Source organism: Glutamicibacter sp. M10, assembly GCF_025452055.1.
In the GTDB taxonomy this organism is placed as follows: domain Bacteria; phylum Actinomycetota; class Actinomycetes; order Actinomycetales; family Micrococcaceae; genus Glutamicibacter.
Window position 1 is genome coordinate 2,615,053 of the sequence record NZ_CP104918.1, and the last position, 16,622, is coordinate 2,631,674.

At 52.3% G+C, this 16,622-nt stretch carries 10 protein-coding genes, 2 tRNA genes and 3 pseudogenes; 3 read left to right on the plus strand and 12 right to left on the minus strand.

Annotated elements, in window-relative coordinates:
* Positions 1-77: 77 nt before the first annotated feature.
* Positions 78-803 carry an IclR family transcriptional regulator gene (locus N6V40_RS12830; protein ID WP_262197910.1) on the plus strand — a complete coding sequence of 242 codons (726 nt, stop codon included), beginning with the start codon at positions 78-80 and terminating at the stop codon, positions 801-803.
* A gap of 37 nt (positions 804-840) precedes the next feature.
* Here N6V40_RS12830 and thiL read toward each other — a convergent pair whose 3' ends face one another.
* The 10 genes and pseudogenes from thiL to N6V40_RS12880 all read right to left on the minus strand — a co-directional run bounded on the left by thiL (position 841) and on the right by N6V40_RS12880 (position 11,814).
* A complete protein-coding gene (gene thiL / locus N6V40_RS12835; protein WP_396267842.1) occupies positions 841-1,662 on the minus strand; it encodes a thiamine-phosphate kinase in 822 nt (273 codons plus the stop codon).
* A 194-nt stretch (positions 1,663-1,856) separates the two neighbouring features.
* Positions 1,857-3,500, minus strand: coding sequence for a GTPase (locus N6V40_RS12840; RefSeq protein ID WP_262197911.1), 1,644 nt, complete (start codon positions 3,498-3,500; stop codon positions 1,857-1,859).
* Positions 3,497-5,266, minus strand: coding sequence for a dynamin family protein (locus N6V40_RS12845; RefSeq protein ID WP_262197912.1), 1,770 nt, complete (start codon positions 5,264-5,266; stop codon positions 3,497-3,499). The genes N6V40_RS12840 and N6V40_RS12845 overlap by 4 nt, the downstream gene beginning before the upstream one ends.
* Positions 5,267-5,364: 98 nt before the next feature.
* Positions 5,365-5,440, minus strand: a tRNA-Glu gene (locus tag N6V40_RS12850).
* Positions 5,441-5,488: 48 nt separating this feature from the next.
* Positions 5,489-5,560 (minus strand) — tRNA-Gln (locus tag N6V40_RS12855).
* Between the two features lie 368 nt (positions 5,561-5,928).
* Entirely contained in the window at positions 5,929-7,434 is a 1,506-nt protein-coding gene (gene gltX, locus N6V40_RS12860) for a glutamate--tRNA ligase (RefSeq protein WP_262197913.1), read from the minus strand.
* 157 nt (positions 7,435-7,591) lie between these two features.
* On the minus strand, positions 7,592-8,356 hold the full coding sequence (locus N6V40_RS12865; RefSeq protein WP_262197914.1) for a fumarylacetoacetate hydrolase family protein: 765 nt from the start codon (positions 8,354-8,356) through the stop codon (positions 7,592-7,594).
* 47 nt (positions 8,357-8,403) lie between these two features.
* Positions 8,404-9,471: a UDP-glucose 4-epimerase GalE gene (galE, locus tag N6V40_RS12870; protein WP_262197915.1), complete on the minus strand. Its 1,068-nt coding sequence runs from the start codon at positions 9,469-9,471 to the stop codon at positions 8,404-8,406.
* A gap of 73 nt (positions 9,472-9,544) precedes the next feature.
* Positions 9,545-10,638 (minus strand): annotated as a pseudogene (locus N6V40_RS12875) (branched-chain amino acid aminotransferase).
* Positions 10,639-10,755: 117 nt separating this feature from the next.
* Positions 10,756-11,814 carry a 3-isopropylmalate dehydrogenase gene (locus N6V40_RS12880; protein ID WP_262197916.1) on the minus strand — a complete coding sequence of 353 codons (1,059 nt, stop codon included), beginning with the start codon at positions 11,812-11,814 and terminating at the stop codon, positions 10,756-10,758.
* 194 nt (positions 11,815-12,008) lie between these two features.
* Here N6V40_RS12880 and N6V40_RS12885 point away from each other — a divergent pair, with 194 nt between their 5' ends.
* A complete protein-coding gene (locus tag N6V40_RS12885; RefSeq protein ID WP_262197917.1) occupies positions 12,009-13,229 on the plus strand; it encodes a sensor histidine kinase in 1,221 nt (406 codons plus the stop codon).
* A gap of 6 nt (positions 13,230-13,235) precedes the next feature.
* Positions 13,236-13,927: pseudogene (locus N6V40_RS12890) on the plus strand (response regulator).
* 79 nt (positions 13,928-14,006) lie between these two features.
* On the opposite strand, the pseudogene metG reads toward N6V40_RS12890, so the two are convergent.
* Both metG and N6V40_RS12900 read right to left on the minus strand, forming a co-directional pair.
* Positions 14,007-15,556, minus strand: a pseudogene (gene metG / locus N6V40_RS12895) (methionine--tRNA ligase).
* A gap of 57 nt (positions 15,557-15,613) precedes the next feature.
* Positions 15,614-16,618 (minus strand): NYN domain-containing protein, encoded by a 1,005-nt coding sequence (locus N6V40_RS12900; RefSeq protein ID WP_262197918.1) that lies wholly within the window; start codon positions 16,616-16,618, stop codon positions 15,614-15,616.
* Positions 16,619-16,622 lie beyond the last annotated feature (4 nt).

The following is a 16,622-nucleotide window of genomic DNA, read 5'->3' on the forward strand; positions in this document are numbered from 1 at the left end:
CAACTTTGACACTTCACAGAGAGTCTTTTCCAGTATGCGGACTTGAATCTCAAATAATGAGACGTGATACTGACTGTATGACTATTGGTAGCGGTGTAGGCGTACTCGACAAAGCAGCGGCTATTCTCAACGCGCTTGAGAATGGACCCACTTCCCTTTCTCAGCTTGTGGACCTGACCGATATTTCACGTCCCACAGTGCATCGAATTGCTCAATCCTTGGTGCATCACGGACTCGTTGGACGAGACATGCATGGACGTTTTGAGCTGGGCAACCGGTTAGTAGAGCTGGCTAGCGCCGCCGGCGAAGACCGTCTTGTGAGCGCCGCTGGACCGATTCTGATTAAGCTTCGAGATATCACCGGTGAGAGTACTCAGATTTTCCGCAAGCAGGGTGACTTCCGTGTGTGTATTGCCAGCGCAGAACGACCTATCGGCTTACGAGACACCATTCCGGTAGGAACACAGCTATCCATGAAGGCAGGCTCCGCCGCCCAGATCCTGCTTGCGTGGGAAGACAATGAACGCATGGTTGATGGACTTCACCATGCCCGCTTCACTCCAACAATCCTCGCCGGCGTGCGCAGACGCGGTTGGGCCCAATCACTAGGCGAACGTGAACCAGGCGTCGCTTCTGTTTCAGCTCCAGTCCGCGGACAGTCTGGAAGAGTCATCGCCGCGTTATCGCTGTCAGGCCCGATTGAACGTCTAACCCGACAGCCCGGCAAGATACACCATGAAGCGGTGACCAGCGCGACCCACGAACTTTCCGAACTACTGCGCGTTCAGAACGACCACGTCTAAGCGCTGAGTTGCACTACGCTGTGGTCGCTAGGCTGAATTAGCTGAAGTGATCAAAGCCCGCGCCTTCAACGACGGGCTTGCCACCCACAGCCACTACAGACCGACGGCCACTGCGGGCAGTGACTTTGCCAATGACAGTGAACTCTTCTGGCACATCCGAAGCCTTCGGGAAAGCAGCCAGGAGTCCAAAATCCTCACCTCCGTGCAAAACCCACTTCATCGGCTCTTGCTTGGTCAACGCGGCAGCTGGCTTTAACCGTTCAGCAAATTTCTTGAGAACCTCAAGATCAAAATCAACGCTCACACCGCTGGCTTTAGCCATCCGGGTGCTGTCACGAATCAGCCCATCCGAAATATCCATTAGTGCATGAACACCAGCTTCTGCGGCGCGAGGTCCAGAGCCCAGTGGAGGCACAGGCCTACACTGTCCAGCGACTAACCGACGCACAGCTCTGTTCCAGGCTGCTGAGTCGCTTTGATGCTCCAGTACTTCTAGACCAGCACCAGCATCACCCAAATGGCCAGCCACAGCTAAAAGGTCACCCGGCTTGGCACCGCTACGCAGAATTTTTCCATGCTCAGATTCACCGAGCACCGTGGTAGTCACCGAAATTTCTGATGCCTTTCCAAGATCACCGCCGAGGATAGTCAGTTCCTCTGCTCCGAGATACTTGATTGCATCCGTAACGCCCTGCGCAAAATCCTTGGCCCACTCCAATAGCGTGTTTCCAGGAAGGGATAGCGAGATAACAGCCCCCGTGGATTTGCCACCCATTGCGTTGATATCAGAGACGTTTTGGGCAATTGACTTCCACCCAATGTCATAAGCCTTGTGTTCTTGACCGCTGGGCCAGACCAATCTGAAGTCTTGATTTTCAACTAGCGTGTCAACCGAAACGAGAACTTCTCCCCGGCCACGCGCAACGCACCCGCGTCGTCACCGGGACCCAAGCTCGCTTTGCTTGAATCAAGAAGCGGCAAAATGGCGTCAAGTATTCCTTGCTCGCCAAGGTCACCAACCGTAGCTTCGGATTGAAAATTAGTCACGGAGTTCTATTCGGCTTTCTTTGCTGCCGAGCTGATGAGTTCGGCATAACTGTTGTAAATGTTCAGGTACTGATCAACCGGATCAACGATTGCCGTCCGGACCAAACCCGACACAGAACGTTGAATATTCTTCAACGCTTTTCTACCTTTAACTTTAGCCACTATTCGATTGACGAACGAGCAACCTATACCCAGCACCACGCCAAGCAACACACCAATGACAAGAACCAACGTTGGTACGGCTATGCCCTCTATGCGCGGTGCTTCTGGCAGGTCAAATTGGAAGTAACCGGCCACCGGGTAGGCCGCGAGCCAAAGAGCCCCTGCCAGTGCAGCGAGCAGTGCCACCCACTGAACAAACTTGATCACTGGCCACCACCAAGAAGAACGTTCCACCCCAAGTGGTGTTGCGGCGATGGCTGAGTCTACTGCGCTGTCCAACGAAGTAACGTTTGCGCTGACATCATCTCTAATCGGTTCATGCCAGCTCTCCGGCAATTGACTTGTAGCCTCTGCTACGTACTTGTCGATCCCATGATCAATAGCCGCGGATTCTGCGACCGAACGCTCTGGACGCGAAGTAATGGACAAATCAGAAGTTTGCCTACTACGCCCCAAATTCATTCTCTGCAACGGGTCATTTCGCAGTCGGATCAACCACGTGGTCAGTGGCCAGCCGGTGCGTTGCGCGCCACGAAGCTTGTACGAAGTTTCAACAGCATCAGCGATGTACTTTGCTCCATGCGCATTGGCAATTGTCTGTTCAAGCTCTGCTTGATGCATTTGCCCCGGCAAACGCACCTTTTCGGTACTCAAATCACCGTTGAGCTTATGGATAACTTGATCTACGTCAGAACGTAAACGCCGAGTAGACAAAGCCTTGTTCTTAGCGACAGTTGCAATCTGCTTCTGAACCTCGTCCAGACCCTCGCCAGTCACTGCAGAAGCACAAACTACCGGCAACCGTTCAAGACCAGATTGCGCGAGGATCTCGCGCAGTGAATGCACGACGTTCTTGCGGTCTGATTCTGCAACCTTGTCGATTTGGTTCAGGACAATCACAATATTTCCCTGCTGACTGCGCAAGGAATTCAGATATCCATGATGAATCGACGCGTCGGCGTACTTCTGGGGATCTAACACCCAGACTAAGAAGTCCACTTGACCAACCAGCCGGGTGGCAATTTCGTGGTGTTCTACTCTTGTAGAGTCCATATCGGGCAGATCCAAGAGCATCAAGCCTGAGTCTAGGGACTTCTTGGTTACCCTTCTTTTCCCTTCCGCAGACTTCTCAATGACGTGGCGGTCAGTGACTTCTAGCCAATCAAGAAGTTCGTTGGCACCTTCGGTCTCCCAAATGGCTGCGACGGTCTTTGTTGTTGTAGGACGAATGACCCCTGTGGTTGCTAGCTTCTGGCCAACGAGTGCGTTGAAGAGTGTGGATTTTCCGCTTCCGGTAGCCCCGAATAACCCAACTACTACGTGGTCAGCTGATAGTTGACGACGTGATTCAGCTTTGTTGATGACTGCAGCGGCTAAATCTATACTCTCCGTGTCCAGGTATGGTTCAGCAAGTTGCATCGCTTGGACGACGCTGTTGATCTGCTGATCAAGACCATTGGCTGCGCGGACTACTTTGCGTTCCGTCATTTGCGGGCCCCCTTGCTGTTCAGGCTCTCCGTTGCACGGTTCAATGACTCTACAACCTCAGGCTGCGAGTGTCCGTCTATTTCATTTGTGTAGATCTCAGATGTATTTGCAATGAGTGCTTTTGCTCGCGTATCAAGCATTTTTCGTGCTCGTGAAGCCATGCGACGCACAGCGTCCTCACCAAAAATCGCTTCCAAGACCTTCTGGCCAACTACCGCAGAGCCACCGGCAATACCGATCTCTAGCCCGGTGAGCCCAGCGGTAGAGGCAAAGACCACCACCATCAAGATCACCGCGACTCCATTAACACCAAATGCAGCCATGCGGGCTGTCTTGCGTTTGCCCGCACCTTCTTCACGGATCATCTCAAGAATGTCTTTTTGCCATAGCCGAATACTGTCGGCAGCTTGCTCATTAAAGTCAGCGGCGGGCCGAGGCGAACTGAGTTCGCCTCGAAGCACTTGCCCCAGAGGTGTGTTTTTCCAAGATCTGTCTATGTCGTGGCAGGCATTGGTAATTTCTGCAATGAAAACTGTATGGAGTCCAGATTCAATCGCCTGTTCCACTTTATGAGTCGCGGCTGGCCGTCCAGAGAAGAACGAACTCACGCGATCGCGCATGCGGCCAACGGCACCTTCAATCCCGCGAAGTAGCTCACCTGCGCCAACGAAGTCTTGCCACCGGGACAAGATTTCGCCTCGAAGAAGCGAACCGTCGTCTAACCCTTCATTAATTCTCGCCAGCGCTTGATCGAACCTGTCGGAAGTTAGTTTGCGAAGTTCAGCAAGTTGGCTCTCCTGATCTTGCACTTCAGCCAACAGCTCACCTGCATCAGCTGTGGTTCTGCGCATTGCTCCCTCAAGCGTCTGGGCGGCTAGTTGCTGTCGTCTGGTCGCATCCGCAGCCAGCTCGCTAAGCCACTGAGATAGTGGAGCTACTTGGTCTGCCGGAATTAGCTTGTCCTCGCTTAGCTGCGTCTCGTTCAGTACGTGAAGCAGCGCAGGATCAAGATTCTTTTCCGTTAGCAGTCGTCGTAGATCAGGGACGATATCTTTCTCAGCGCCCAGAGGTACGCGATTGAGTACGACGCACACAGTAATGTTTCGAACGCCGGCGTCGGTGAGCAGATCCCACGGTAGAGCATCGGCATACCGGTTAGCTGTGGTGACAAAAATCCACAAATCAGCGGCGTTCAAAAGCTGTCCCGCAAGCGCTCGATTATCGTCAGATACCGAGTCAATATCCGGCGCGTCCAAAATTGCTAGACCTTGCGGAACGCGTTCGTGTGGAGTCATGAGCAGCGCATCACTTCGAGATGAGTCCCCGCCAACAGCGAAGCCCTGCCCGGTTACTCGGATGAGTTCCGGTAATACGCGTTCCGAATCGAAAAATGTTTGGTCTGCAGGATTAAATGCAAGGACGGGAGTGCGAGTGGTTGGCCTCACGGCACCGGAAACGCTGACTTGCTCCCCCAGCAGTGAATTCACCAAAGTTGATTTTCCTGAACCGGTAGACCCGCCAACCACGGCGAGCAACGGCGCTCCCAAGTTTGATACGCGAGGCAGTAGGTAATCAGCAATCTGGTGCAAGGTTTTGGCACGCAGCTCTTCGCTTTGGGACACAGCTTCTGAAGGGCCGTGAACAAAGACTAATTCGGCGAGTGTGTCTCGTAGTTCAGTCAGGTTCTGGGTGGCGACGCTGCTGAATCCTCTACCACTGGCAACAATACTTGCTGCGTTTTCGCTCTGATCTGAATTCGACTCCATGTGCACCATCTTGCCTTATGACAACGGTGATTAAGGAGAGCCCAACGCAGAATTTTGGGGCAAAAGAAAAAACCACGGATTTCTCCGTGGTTTTAATATGGTGACCCCAACGGGATTCGAACCCGTGTTGCCGCCGTGAGAGGGCGGAGTACTAGGCCGCTATACGATGGGGCCGTATGCTGAAGACGGATCTTCAACTCACCAAATTGCTTTGGTGAAGCGCTGGGATACCAGGACTCGAACCTAGAACGACAGAACCAGAAACTGCTGTGTTGCCAATTACACCATATCCCAATGTGACTTGGAGGTTTAGGGAATTCAGATACTTCTGATTTCCGGTCACTCCCGCAGCACGAGATAAAACTATACAGCTCTACGATTATCAACACAAATCGTGAACTGTGTTCGTTTCTAAGGAGATATTGCGCGACATGGTGCGGAAAAGCTCAGTTCAGTTGACCTTTATCAAGCACAGAACCCAGTGTTTAGTATCTGTGAATTAACGCACTCTTCCTACGGCTAGCCAAGAACGAAACAGAGAGTTCTGCGTCGCAGGTAGACCAACGCGTCCGTGACACAAAAACGTCGCCCCGAGGGCTACAACAAAAATGCTGCGGCGCCTCGGAGCGACGGTTCAAAGCAAGAAAACCTTCAGTGGCTATCTATCGGCTTTCACCGAATGCACGCAGGCGGTTCAGGCTCGATTCGCGTCCCAGGATTTCCATTGACTCGAAAAGCGGAGGAGAAACTCGCTTGCCTGAGATGGCAACACGAGCTGGACCAAATGCCTGACGAGGCTTCAATTCCAGTTCGTCAACGAGCTTTGCACGCAGGGCAACCTGAATCTGTTCAGCATTCCATTCGCTGACAGTTTCCAAAGCGGCTACTGATGCATCAACGACCTCGACCAAGTTAGCTGGCATGCCCTTAAGCGCATTGTCAGCGATAACGATCTGATCATCTGATTTGAAGAGGAACTCAAGCATGTCTGTAGCTTCGCCGAGCAAGGCAATGCGTTCCTGCACCAGTGGAGCAGCCTGATCCAAGATCTCATTTTCGCGCGCGGTAAGTTCTTCACCAACAAGCTGAGCAGCCTGAAGGTAAGGAACCAAACGGTCACGGAAATCTTGTGGCTCAAGCATGCGCACGTGAGTACCGTTGATAGCTTCGGCCTTCTTCACGTCAAAGCGTGCTGGGTTAGACAGCACGTCCGTCACGTCAAAGGCTTCAATAAGCTGATCACGCGAGAAGATATCTTCATCAGCGCTCAGGGACCAACCAAGAAGAGCCAAGTAGTTCAGCAGGCCTTCTGGGATGAAGCCGTTGTCACGGTGCAAGAACAAGCTTGATTCTGGATCACGCTTGGAAAGCTTCTTGTTGCCCTGCCCCATAACGTATGGCAGGTGACCAAAGCGTGGCATGTACTGTGCAACACCAATGTCGTGGAGCAGTGCGTACAGGACAACCTGACGTGGAGTAGAAGACAGCAAGTCTTCGCCACGAAGCACGTGAGTGATACCCATCAACGCGTCATCGATAGGGTTGACCAGCGTGTAAAGCGGCTGTCCGTTGGCGCGGACTACAACGTAGTCCGGAACAGTGCCTGGTTTGAAGGTGATCTCTCCTCGAACAAGGTCGTTGAAGGTCACATCGTGATCCGGCATGCGAACGCGCAAGACTGGCTCGCGGCCTTCTGCCTTGAACGCTGCTTTCTGCTCATCGGTGAGTTCACGGTCAAAGTTGTCGTAGCCCAGCTTAGGGTCACGACCAGCAGCCTTGTGGCGCTCCTCTACTTCTTCCGGGGTGGAGTAGGACTCGTATACGTGTCCAGCTGCACGAAGCTTTGCAATGACATCTTGGTAGATCTCGCCTCGCTGTGACTGACGGTAAGGCTCGTGTGGTCCACCCACATTGACGCCTTCGTCCCAGTCGATGCCCAACCAGCCCAATGCTTCAAGCACTTGGTTGTAGCTTTCTTCCGAGTCGCGCTTTGCGTCGGTGTCTTCGATGCGGAAAATCATCTTTCCACCGGTATGACGAGCGTAGGCCCAGTTGAACAGGGCCGTGCGGATCAAGCCAACGTGTGGCGTACCTGTGGGTGATGGGCAAAAGCGAACGCGTACTGGGGTGTCTTCGGTTACTTCAGGAATCAGCGATAGATCAGTCATGGTGTCTACATTCTATGCCTTTGAAGCTGAAAGTTGCAGTTAAACCGCAAGGCTCCCGATCACATAAATGATCGAGAGCCAGTGCGGTTCCACCAATTTGATGATGGCAAGTTAGGCAGGATAGCTAGGGAGGGCCTGTCTGCCTAGTAGACGATACTTAACGTCTAAATACACTTCGCAAGGAGCCAATGCCCTCAACTTCAATTTCAACTACGTCTCCAGCTTCAACCAAACCAACACCCGCTGGAGTACCGGTCATGATGACATCACCTGGCAGGAGGGTGAAGGCCTCGGAGGCGCGAGCCACTAGTTCGTTCACTGGCCAGATCATCTCGTTAGTAGATCCGTCCTGACGGACTTCCCCGTTAACGCGAGTCACAATGCCAACGTCGTCTGGGTCTGCGAGTTCAGTTTCGATCCAAGGACCCAGTGGGCAAGATCCGTCGAACCCCTTGGCGCGTGCCCACTGCGGATCTGATCGCTGTGCGTCCCGTGCGGTCAGATCATTTGCCACTGTGTAGCCAAAGATAACGTCTTGAGCTTTGTCTGCTGGAACATCCTTGCAAATGCGGCCAATGACCACAGCCAGTTCACCCTCGAAAGAAACTTCTTCAGAGAATGCTGGCAGAGTGACCGGGTCTCCGTGACCAACTACCGAGGTGTTGGGTTTAAGGAACATGATCGGTTCCTTTGGAATCTCGTTACCTAGCTCCTTGGCATGTTCGCGATAGGTGCGGCCGAATCCGACAACTTTGGAACGAGGAATGATCGGCGCGACAAGCCGAACGTCATCCAAGCTATGGGTCGCACCAGTTGTCTTGATTCCCTGGAAGAACGGGTCGCCCGCGAGAACGTGAATATCATTTCCATCAACAACGCCATAGATTGGGTCGCCATCAACTACAAATCGAGCAATACGCATAATTACCAGTCTATATCCCTACCACAAGCGTGTTTAGTCCGAAACGACTATTCTCGTCCGAGATAGGCGACGATTTCTTCGTCTGTTGGTTCGAGCAGGTGGTCAGCCTCAAAACCCAAAGGGTTTTGCTTCTGCCAACGCCACATGTCTTCAACCATTTGTTCCAGCCCTCGCTCGGCTTTCCAACCGAGTTCAAGACGGGCCTTCTCGGGGTTAGCGTAGCTCTCAGCAACGTCACCAAGTCGACGGTCAACGATTTCATACGCCACAGGTTGACCCGAGACTCTTCTAAAAGCATCGATAACTTCCAACACGCTTGAGCCTGCGCCCGTGCCAAGATTCCAAACGTGCACTCCGACGGACTTGCGAAGGAAGTCCAGCGCTGCCAAGTGCCCGGCCGCCAGATCTTCTACGTGAATGTAGTCTCTGACACCAGTTCCATCTGGTGTCTGGTAGTCCCCACCGTAAACACTCACTTTGTCGCGACGCCCGATAGCAACTTGGGCAACGTATGGCATGAGGTTATTTGGGACACCTTGCGGATCCTCGCCGATTTGCCCAGATTCGTGGGCACCAACCGGATTGAAATAGCGAAGATTCGCAATTGACCAGCGTTCGTCTGAAGCACCCAGCTCCTCTAACATCTCTTCTATGTGAAGCTTGGTGCGTCCATATGGGTTGGTCGCACTCCGTGGCGTAGCTTCTACTAAGGGCAGAGCGACAGACTCGCCATAAACAGTGGCAGAAGAACTAAACACCAAGGTTCGACATCCGGCCAGACCCATCGCATCCAACAGATTAAGAGTTCCGGTTACGTTGTTTCTGTAGTACTTAAGCGGTTGGCTGACCGATTCACCAACTGCCTTCAAACCGGCAAAATGGATTACCGCATCTGGTTTAGCGCTTACCAAAGTCGCTTTGAGCAGATCTTCGTCTAAAAGATCCACTTTATGCAGGTTTACCGACAAACCTGACAATTCAATAACCCGACGGATCGATTCTGGCGAAGAATTACTAAAGTTATCTAAGACCGAAACTTGGTGACCTTCTTGCAACAGCTGAAGGACAGTGTGTGATCCTATGTAGCCAGCACCACCAGTAACCAGAACGTGCATAATAATCCTTTTCCAATTAAACGAAGGCCTCGGGAAATAATCCCGAGACCATCGTAGTCGTTTGTTATGGCCTCTAAGCCAAGCGCTCAAGCCAACCGTGTCGATCTTCAACGGTACCCAGCTGGATTCCCAAGAGTTCTTCACGGATAGACATGGTCACTTCACCTGCTGGAGCACTTTCGTTTCCGATAAGTTCATCTCCATTTTTGAGCACACCAATCGGAGTAATGACTGCGGCCGTACCACAAGCGAATGCTTCGGTGATTTCGCCTGAAGCGATTCCGTCACGCCATTCGTCAAGGGTAATCTTGCGCTCTTCAACCTCCATGCCACGATCCTTGGCAAGCTGAATGACAGACGAACGGGTGACACCTTCAAGGATTGTCCCGGTCAGTGCAGGAGTGATGAGCTTCTGATCTTTTGTTACAAAGAAAACGTTCATGCCGCCAAGCTCTTCAACAGCATTGTCGTTGAACGAATCCAGGAACAAGACCTGCTTGCAGCCGTGCTCTTCCGCTTCCAGCTGGGCAATCAGGGAAGCAGCATAATTGCCTCCACACTTAGCAGAGCCAGTACCACCACGCCCGGCTCGGGCGTAGTCTTTGGAAACCCAGATGGCCACAGGCTTGAGCTCTCCCCGAAGTAATTACCGGCTGGAGAGGCGATGACGCGGTAAGAAACTTCTCGCGCAGCGCGCACTCCAAGGAAAGCTTCAGTAGCAATCATGAACGGGCGCAGGTAGAGAGCTTCACCTTCACCAGTTGGGACCCACTCGACATCGGTAGCAACAAGCTTCTTCAAGGAATCAACAAACACGTCCTCGTCCAGCTGCGGCAGAGCCAACCGCTGTGCAGACTTGTTCAAGCGCGCAGCGTTAGCCCGCGGACGGAAGCTCCAAACTGAGCCGTCCTCGTGACGGTATGCCTTCAGACCCTCAAAGATCTCCTGACCGTAGTGAAGCACCGAGGCGGCAGGATCCATGGCGATTGGACCGTAGGGTTCAATTCGAGCGTCATGCCACTGACCATCGCGGCCACCTTCATTGGAGGTCCAATCGACAACTGCAGTGTGGTCAGTGAAGAAATCTCCAAAGCCTGGGTTAGCCAAAACGCTGGCGCGCTCCTGGGCGCTCTTGCGACTTGTTGAAAGATTTTCGGTGAATTCCATCTACTCTTGGACTTCCTAGCTCAATAATCAAAAGAACGGATGCCCCACGTTTACGCGGAACATCCGTTCGTGGAATTGCCACCGGTTAGAAACTAACCGGAAACGTCTGTTTTCAGCTTATGCCAGTAGAGCGACAATTGCATCGCCGATTTCACTTGTGGTGCGATTATCGGTCAATTCCTGACGCGAAGTGATCTCTTTTTCAACAGCTTGCTCAACAGTGCGCGCTTCTTCTGACAATCCGAGATGATCAAGCATCAAAGCCACAGACAGTATGGCAGCCGTTGGATCAGCCTTTTGCTGGCCAGCAATATCAGGAGCGGATCCATGTACCGGTTCAAACATTGAAGGGTAGGTGCGCTCCATGTTGATATTGCCGCTGGCAGCTAGTCCGATACCGCCAGTTATGGCTCCGGCCTGGTCAGTCAAGATGTCACCAAACAGGTTGTCAGTAACGATGACATCAAAACGAGATGGGTCCGTGGTCAAGAAAATCGTGGCCGCATCAACGTGCAGATAGTCATGAGTAACTTCAGGGAATTCCTCAGCAACTGCTTCCACGGTTCGCTTCCACAAGTGACCTGCGTGCACCAAGACGTTGTGCTTGTGAACCAAAGTCACGTGCTTACGTTCGCGTTCTGAAGCGCGGCGGAATGCATCACGAACCACTCGCTCAACACCGTAGGCAGTGTTCACCGAAACCTCGGTGGCAATTTCGTGCGCGGTTCCGGTGCGCACCGAACCACCATTGCCGACATATGGTCCTTCGGTACCTTCACGAACAACGACAAAGTCAATGTTGCCCGGGTTAGCCAGCGGGCTCTCGATGCCTGCATAGAGCTTGGATGGACGTAGATTCACGAAGTGATCCAAGGAGAAGCGAAGCTTCAACAGCAATTCACGTTCAATGATTCCTGAAGGAATACGAGTATCACCAGGAGCTGCGCCTACGGCACCAAAAAGAATGGAGTCGTGCTGCTTGATCGCAGTCAGCGTCTCATCTGGGAGAGTCTCACCAGTTTCAAGCCAGTGTTCTGCGCCAAGTTTGTAGTAAGTGAGCTTGACGTCTTGCCTGCCACCATTAGTGACGAACTTTAGAACCTTGACCGCTTCAGTTATAACTTCTGGGCCAATCCCGTCACCTGGAATGACCGCAATATCAATTTCATTTGCCATGGTTCAATTCTAGCGACCAAAGTCCAACATGTGAGAGTGTGTCTCATATTATGAGAACCCTGCGACTTTCAGCTGCAGACTTCAAACCTGAGCATGACGTGCACTGTCTCAACGACTCGATATCCTAGATCTATCGGACTCCGCTGTATCGGTTTCACCTGTCCGCAACTGACACCACTGAATTGAAGGAAGCATTGTTTCTTGCTAATCCCCACCGTCGCATTGACGGTTGGATCCGCGCGAATCCCCGACGCGTAGATTTCATCACCGGGCTTGTCTACACACTTTTCTGCGTGCCCGGCACCATCGGTCTAACCGGCTCCATGTCGGGCTCTGCAATGTTGTCCATTTTTGCGATTGCCCTTTTGCAATCCGCTCCAATGATGGTCCGCAGACGATTCCCATGGGCAGTGACTCTGGTTATTGCCGTGGGGCACCTGCTGCAGCTGGCCTTTGATGGCCTGATTCTTCCGTCTCAGATTTCAGTGCCGATAATGATCTACACCATGGCCGTGTACGGGAAACGCTGGCAGTCATTCGGTACGCTTGCTCTCGGGTTTCTAGGCGCCATACTCGCGACCTTCAAGCTTTTCAGCCCATCTCAGTACAGTCCAGAAGTCTCAACTGGGTTCTCCGCTGACATGATCTTTTCCTTCGTGGGCTTGGCGCTGCTCGTTACCCTATCGTGGACCTTTGGTGACCTGGCGCGGACGCGCAGACTAGCTATGAAATCTTTGAAGGATCACGCAGACAGACTGGAGAACGAACGAATCATGGAACGGGCTTTGGCTGCCTCAGACGAGCGAAACCATATTGCCCGAGAAATGCACGATATCGTTGCTCACTCACTCTCTGTGATCATTACCCAAGCAAATGGCGCACGCTATGCAGCGGTCAAAGATCCGCAAATTGCAATCGACACTTTGAAGACTGTCTCTGATACTGGTCGTGCCTCACTCAAAGAAATGCGCCGGCTCTTGGGCGTGCTTCGCAAGGATGAAGAACTCCAAAATCGTCCGTTGCCCTCCTTAACTGATGTGGATGACCTGGTTGAAATAGCTAGGAACTCCGGACTCGAAGCGAAGCTGGAAATAGCTGGCACACCGCGCAAGGACCTACCCGCCGGAGCAGAGCTCACCGCATATCGGTGTATTCAAGAATCCTTGACCAACGTTCTGAAACATGCCGGCACCAACGTAGTTGCTGAGGTGTTACTCACGTGGACTTACCGTGGCCTTGATCTTCGCATTACAGACAACGGGCGCGGTGCCGGGGCCATCAAATTAGAGGGCAATGGACAAGGGCTAATCGGAATGAAAGAACGAGTAGCCTTGTACGACGGTACTTGTACTTCCGGCGCACAACCATCCGGCGGATACGCCGTAGCAGTATTCATCCCATACTCTGAGGACTAAACACACATGGAAAATATCAATGCCATCAAAGTCGCATTGGTTGATGATCAGCTACTGGTTCGTAGCGGATTTCGAATGCTCATCGATTCACAAGATGACATGCAAGTCATTGCTGAAGCAGGTAACGGTCGAGAAGCGATAGCTTCTCCCTGACCTCACAAGCCGATGTCATCCTTATGGATGTTCGCATGCCTGAGATGGACGGCATAGAAGCCACCCAGCGTTTGCTTGGCCCATCAAAGCCAGCAGCAGACGGACCAAAGGTCATTGTTCTGACCACATTCGACATGGATGAATACGCCTTCAGTGCCATCCAGGCGGGCGCTAGCGGATTCCTCCTCAAAGACGCCCCTCCTGAAGAACTTCTGGAGTCAATTCGGACGGTCAATCGCGGAGATGCAGTCATTGCGCCTTCAACAACGCGACGACTACTGGATCATATGGCGCCATTGATGAAAAAGGCTTCGGCTCCTTGCAATGAACAGTTAGCGGGTCTGGTCGATTCACTGACCCGCCGTGAGCGAGAAGTCTTTGGCCTGATTGCACGGGGTCGCTCAAATCCAGAAATCGCTCAAGAATTGTTCCTATCTGAGGCAACTGTCAAAACACATGTCGGCCACATTCTCTCAAAGCTTCAAGCCCGCGACCGTGTGCAGGCCGTTGTCATCGCTTACCAGACCGGAGTAGTTAGCCCGTAGGTATGACAAATACCGGCCTTGCAAGGAAATCAATTGACCGAAGTCCTGTAAGGCCGGCATTCTCTATCAGAAGCTAAATTTACTTTTCTTCTTCGTACCGCGGGAAGACTGGCTTCGGAGCTGGCAATTCCGTGCCAGGAACCAAAGCAGTGTCGAAGTATTCGAAGGTGCGAGCCGAACCCTCGCCAACAGCCAGCGAATTAAGCATGGCAGTCATGGTCTGAGGCAAAACTGGCTGCAAGAGCAAGGCGACCTTACGGACTACCTCGATGGTTACGTACAAGACAGTGGCCATGCGCTCAGGATCTGTCTTCTTGAGCTTCCATGGCTCTTGCTCTGCGAAGTACGCGTTGGTATCACCAAGCACGTGCCAAACAGCTTCAAGCGCCTTGCTAAACTCTTGGCGCGAGTAGGCATCTCGACTAATCTCCAACAGTTTGCCAGCAGCATCAAGAATTTCCTGATCCTCGGCAACAAACTCTGCAGGAGTCGGAACGACTCCCCACAGTTCTTAGCCACCATGGACAATGAACGCTGAGCCAAATTGCCAAAGTTATTGGCAAGGTCGCCATTGATGCGAGCGACAATGGTTTCGTGGTTGTAACTTCCGTCCGCACCGAACGGTACCTCGCGGAGGAAGAAATAACGCACCTGATCTAGTCCATAACGGTTCACAAAATCGTCAGGTGAAACAGTATTGCCCAAGGACTTAGACATCTTCACACCATTGTTGTGCAAGAAGCCATGAATCATCACGCGCTTAGGCAACGGCAACTTGGCGGACATCAGGAACGCTGGCCAGTAGATTGCGTGGAAACGAGAAATGTCCTTGCCAATAACGTGTACGTCAGCCGGCCAGTACTTTTGGAACGAAGCGGAGTCAACGTCTGGGAATCCAACACCGGTGAGGTAATTGGTCAGTGCGTCAACCCACACGTACATCACGTGCTTTTCGTTACCCGGAACCGGGATTCCCCAATCGAAGGTTGTTCGTGAAATCGAAAGATCGGTCAGACCACCTTCAACAAAGCGCACTACCTCATTAAATCGAGTACGGGGTGCTCCAAAATCAGAATTGTTTTGGTAGTAGTCCAGCAACTTGTCCTGATACTTGGACAGACGGAAGAAGTAGGATTCTTCTTCAGTCCACGTAACCTCGGTATCGGTTTCAGTGGCGTAGCGAATTCCGTCTTCACGGACTTCAGTTTGCTCTTCGGTGTAAAACGCTTCATCGCGTACGGAATACCAGCCAGCATACTTGTCTAGATAGATGTCATCATTGGCTTCCATCCGACGCCACAGCTCCTGAGCTGCAGCATGGTGATCCGCGTCAGTAGTGCGGATAAAGCGGTCGTAGCTTGTTCCCAGATCATCATTCATCGTCTGGAATGCATCCGAATTGCGCTGGGCAAGTTGCCCCGGCGTGATTCCCAGCTTTTCAGCCGTCTGCATCATCTTCTGACCATGCTCATCAGTGCCGGTCAAGAAGAATACGTCGTGGCCGTCAAGTCGTTTGAATCGAGCCATCACGTCGGTGGCCACAACCTCGTAAGCGTGGCCGATGTGCGGAGTGCCGTTCGGGTAGGAAATGGCAGTGGTGATGTAAAAAGGTTTCTGCTGAGAAGTCACGATACAAATTTACCTTAGCTTGCGTGCTTTAGAGTTCTTCAAGTCGTTGCTTGCTTGTCACATGATCTTGTCTAGGTACTCCCAGAAGGCACTTCTTAAGGTTCTGCGGACAGTCTGCTGATCAGTCTTCCACTCCCCCAACACCTGCGCACAGTCTTTGAGTAGCGTCCTATCAATCTCCGGTGGCAACTGTGGCTTATCAGCCATTAATTCCACCACTTCAGACTGCGTGGTAAAGGCAAGCCATGACTCAGCGACCTTTGCACCAATCTCTTCGGCTACCTTAAGCTCTTGTTGCTCATAGGCAGCGTTGCCCTTATAGCCAGGACGTTCACCGCCACTGGAGTACACAACTTCCAGGCTTGGTTCCGCTTGAACGGACGATTGAACCACAGGTTTTTGAGCCATCATCGCCGGTGTTGGAATAGCTGGCTTTGGCACGGAAGGAACTGCTGAAGCCGTTGGAGCACCCGCAATTGCCGAGGTCGTCTCCGAATGGTGCTGATCCCATTCCAGTACCTTGGTAAACGCACTATCCAATAACTGGTTAGGGATGGTTTCTATGTAATCCGCCGTTAGTGCCAAGTGTTCGGCCACCGAGGCTACGCCTAACCTGCTATCGGACTTAGCGACGCCAAGAAGTACCACCTTCATCCCGAGGTCTTGAGCCTCTTCTACAGCTTCAGCAAGATCATCATCGCCGGAGACAAGGTAGGCAATGGAAGCTGAGCGATTTCGAGCAACACCAACTAAATCCAAAGCAAGACGCAAGTCCACGCCCTTTTGCTCTCCGTTGAAAGAAATTCGACCCAGGCGAACTTTCACGCCAGGAATGAGTCCAATGCGTTTGTGCTGCTCGGTAAAGAGTCCATCCTTGGACGCGTCATACCAATAGACTCGGAGATTATTCAGCCCGGTATTTTTCTTTACCGTCTGAACGATTCCCCGTACTAACGATTCGTAGTGAGTAGTAAATGCTGATCTTAGGGTTGTACCAGCGGCGCGGTGACCGCCAAGTGAGAGTAAGAATCCAGCGTCAACAAATATTGCAGTTTGGTTCATCAAT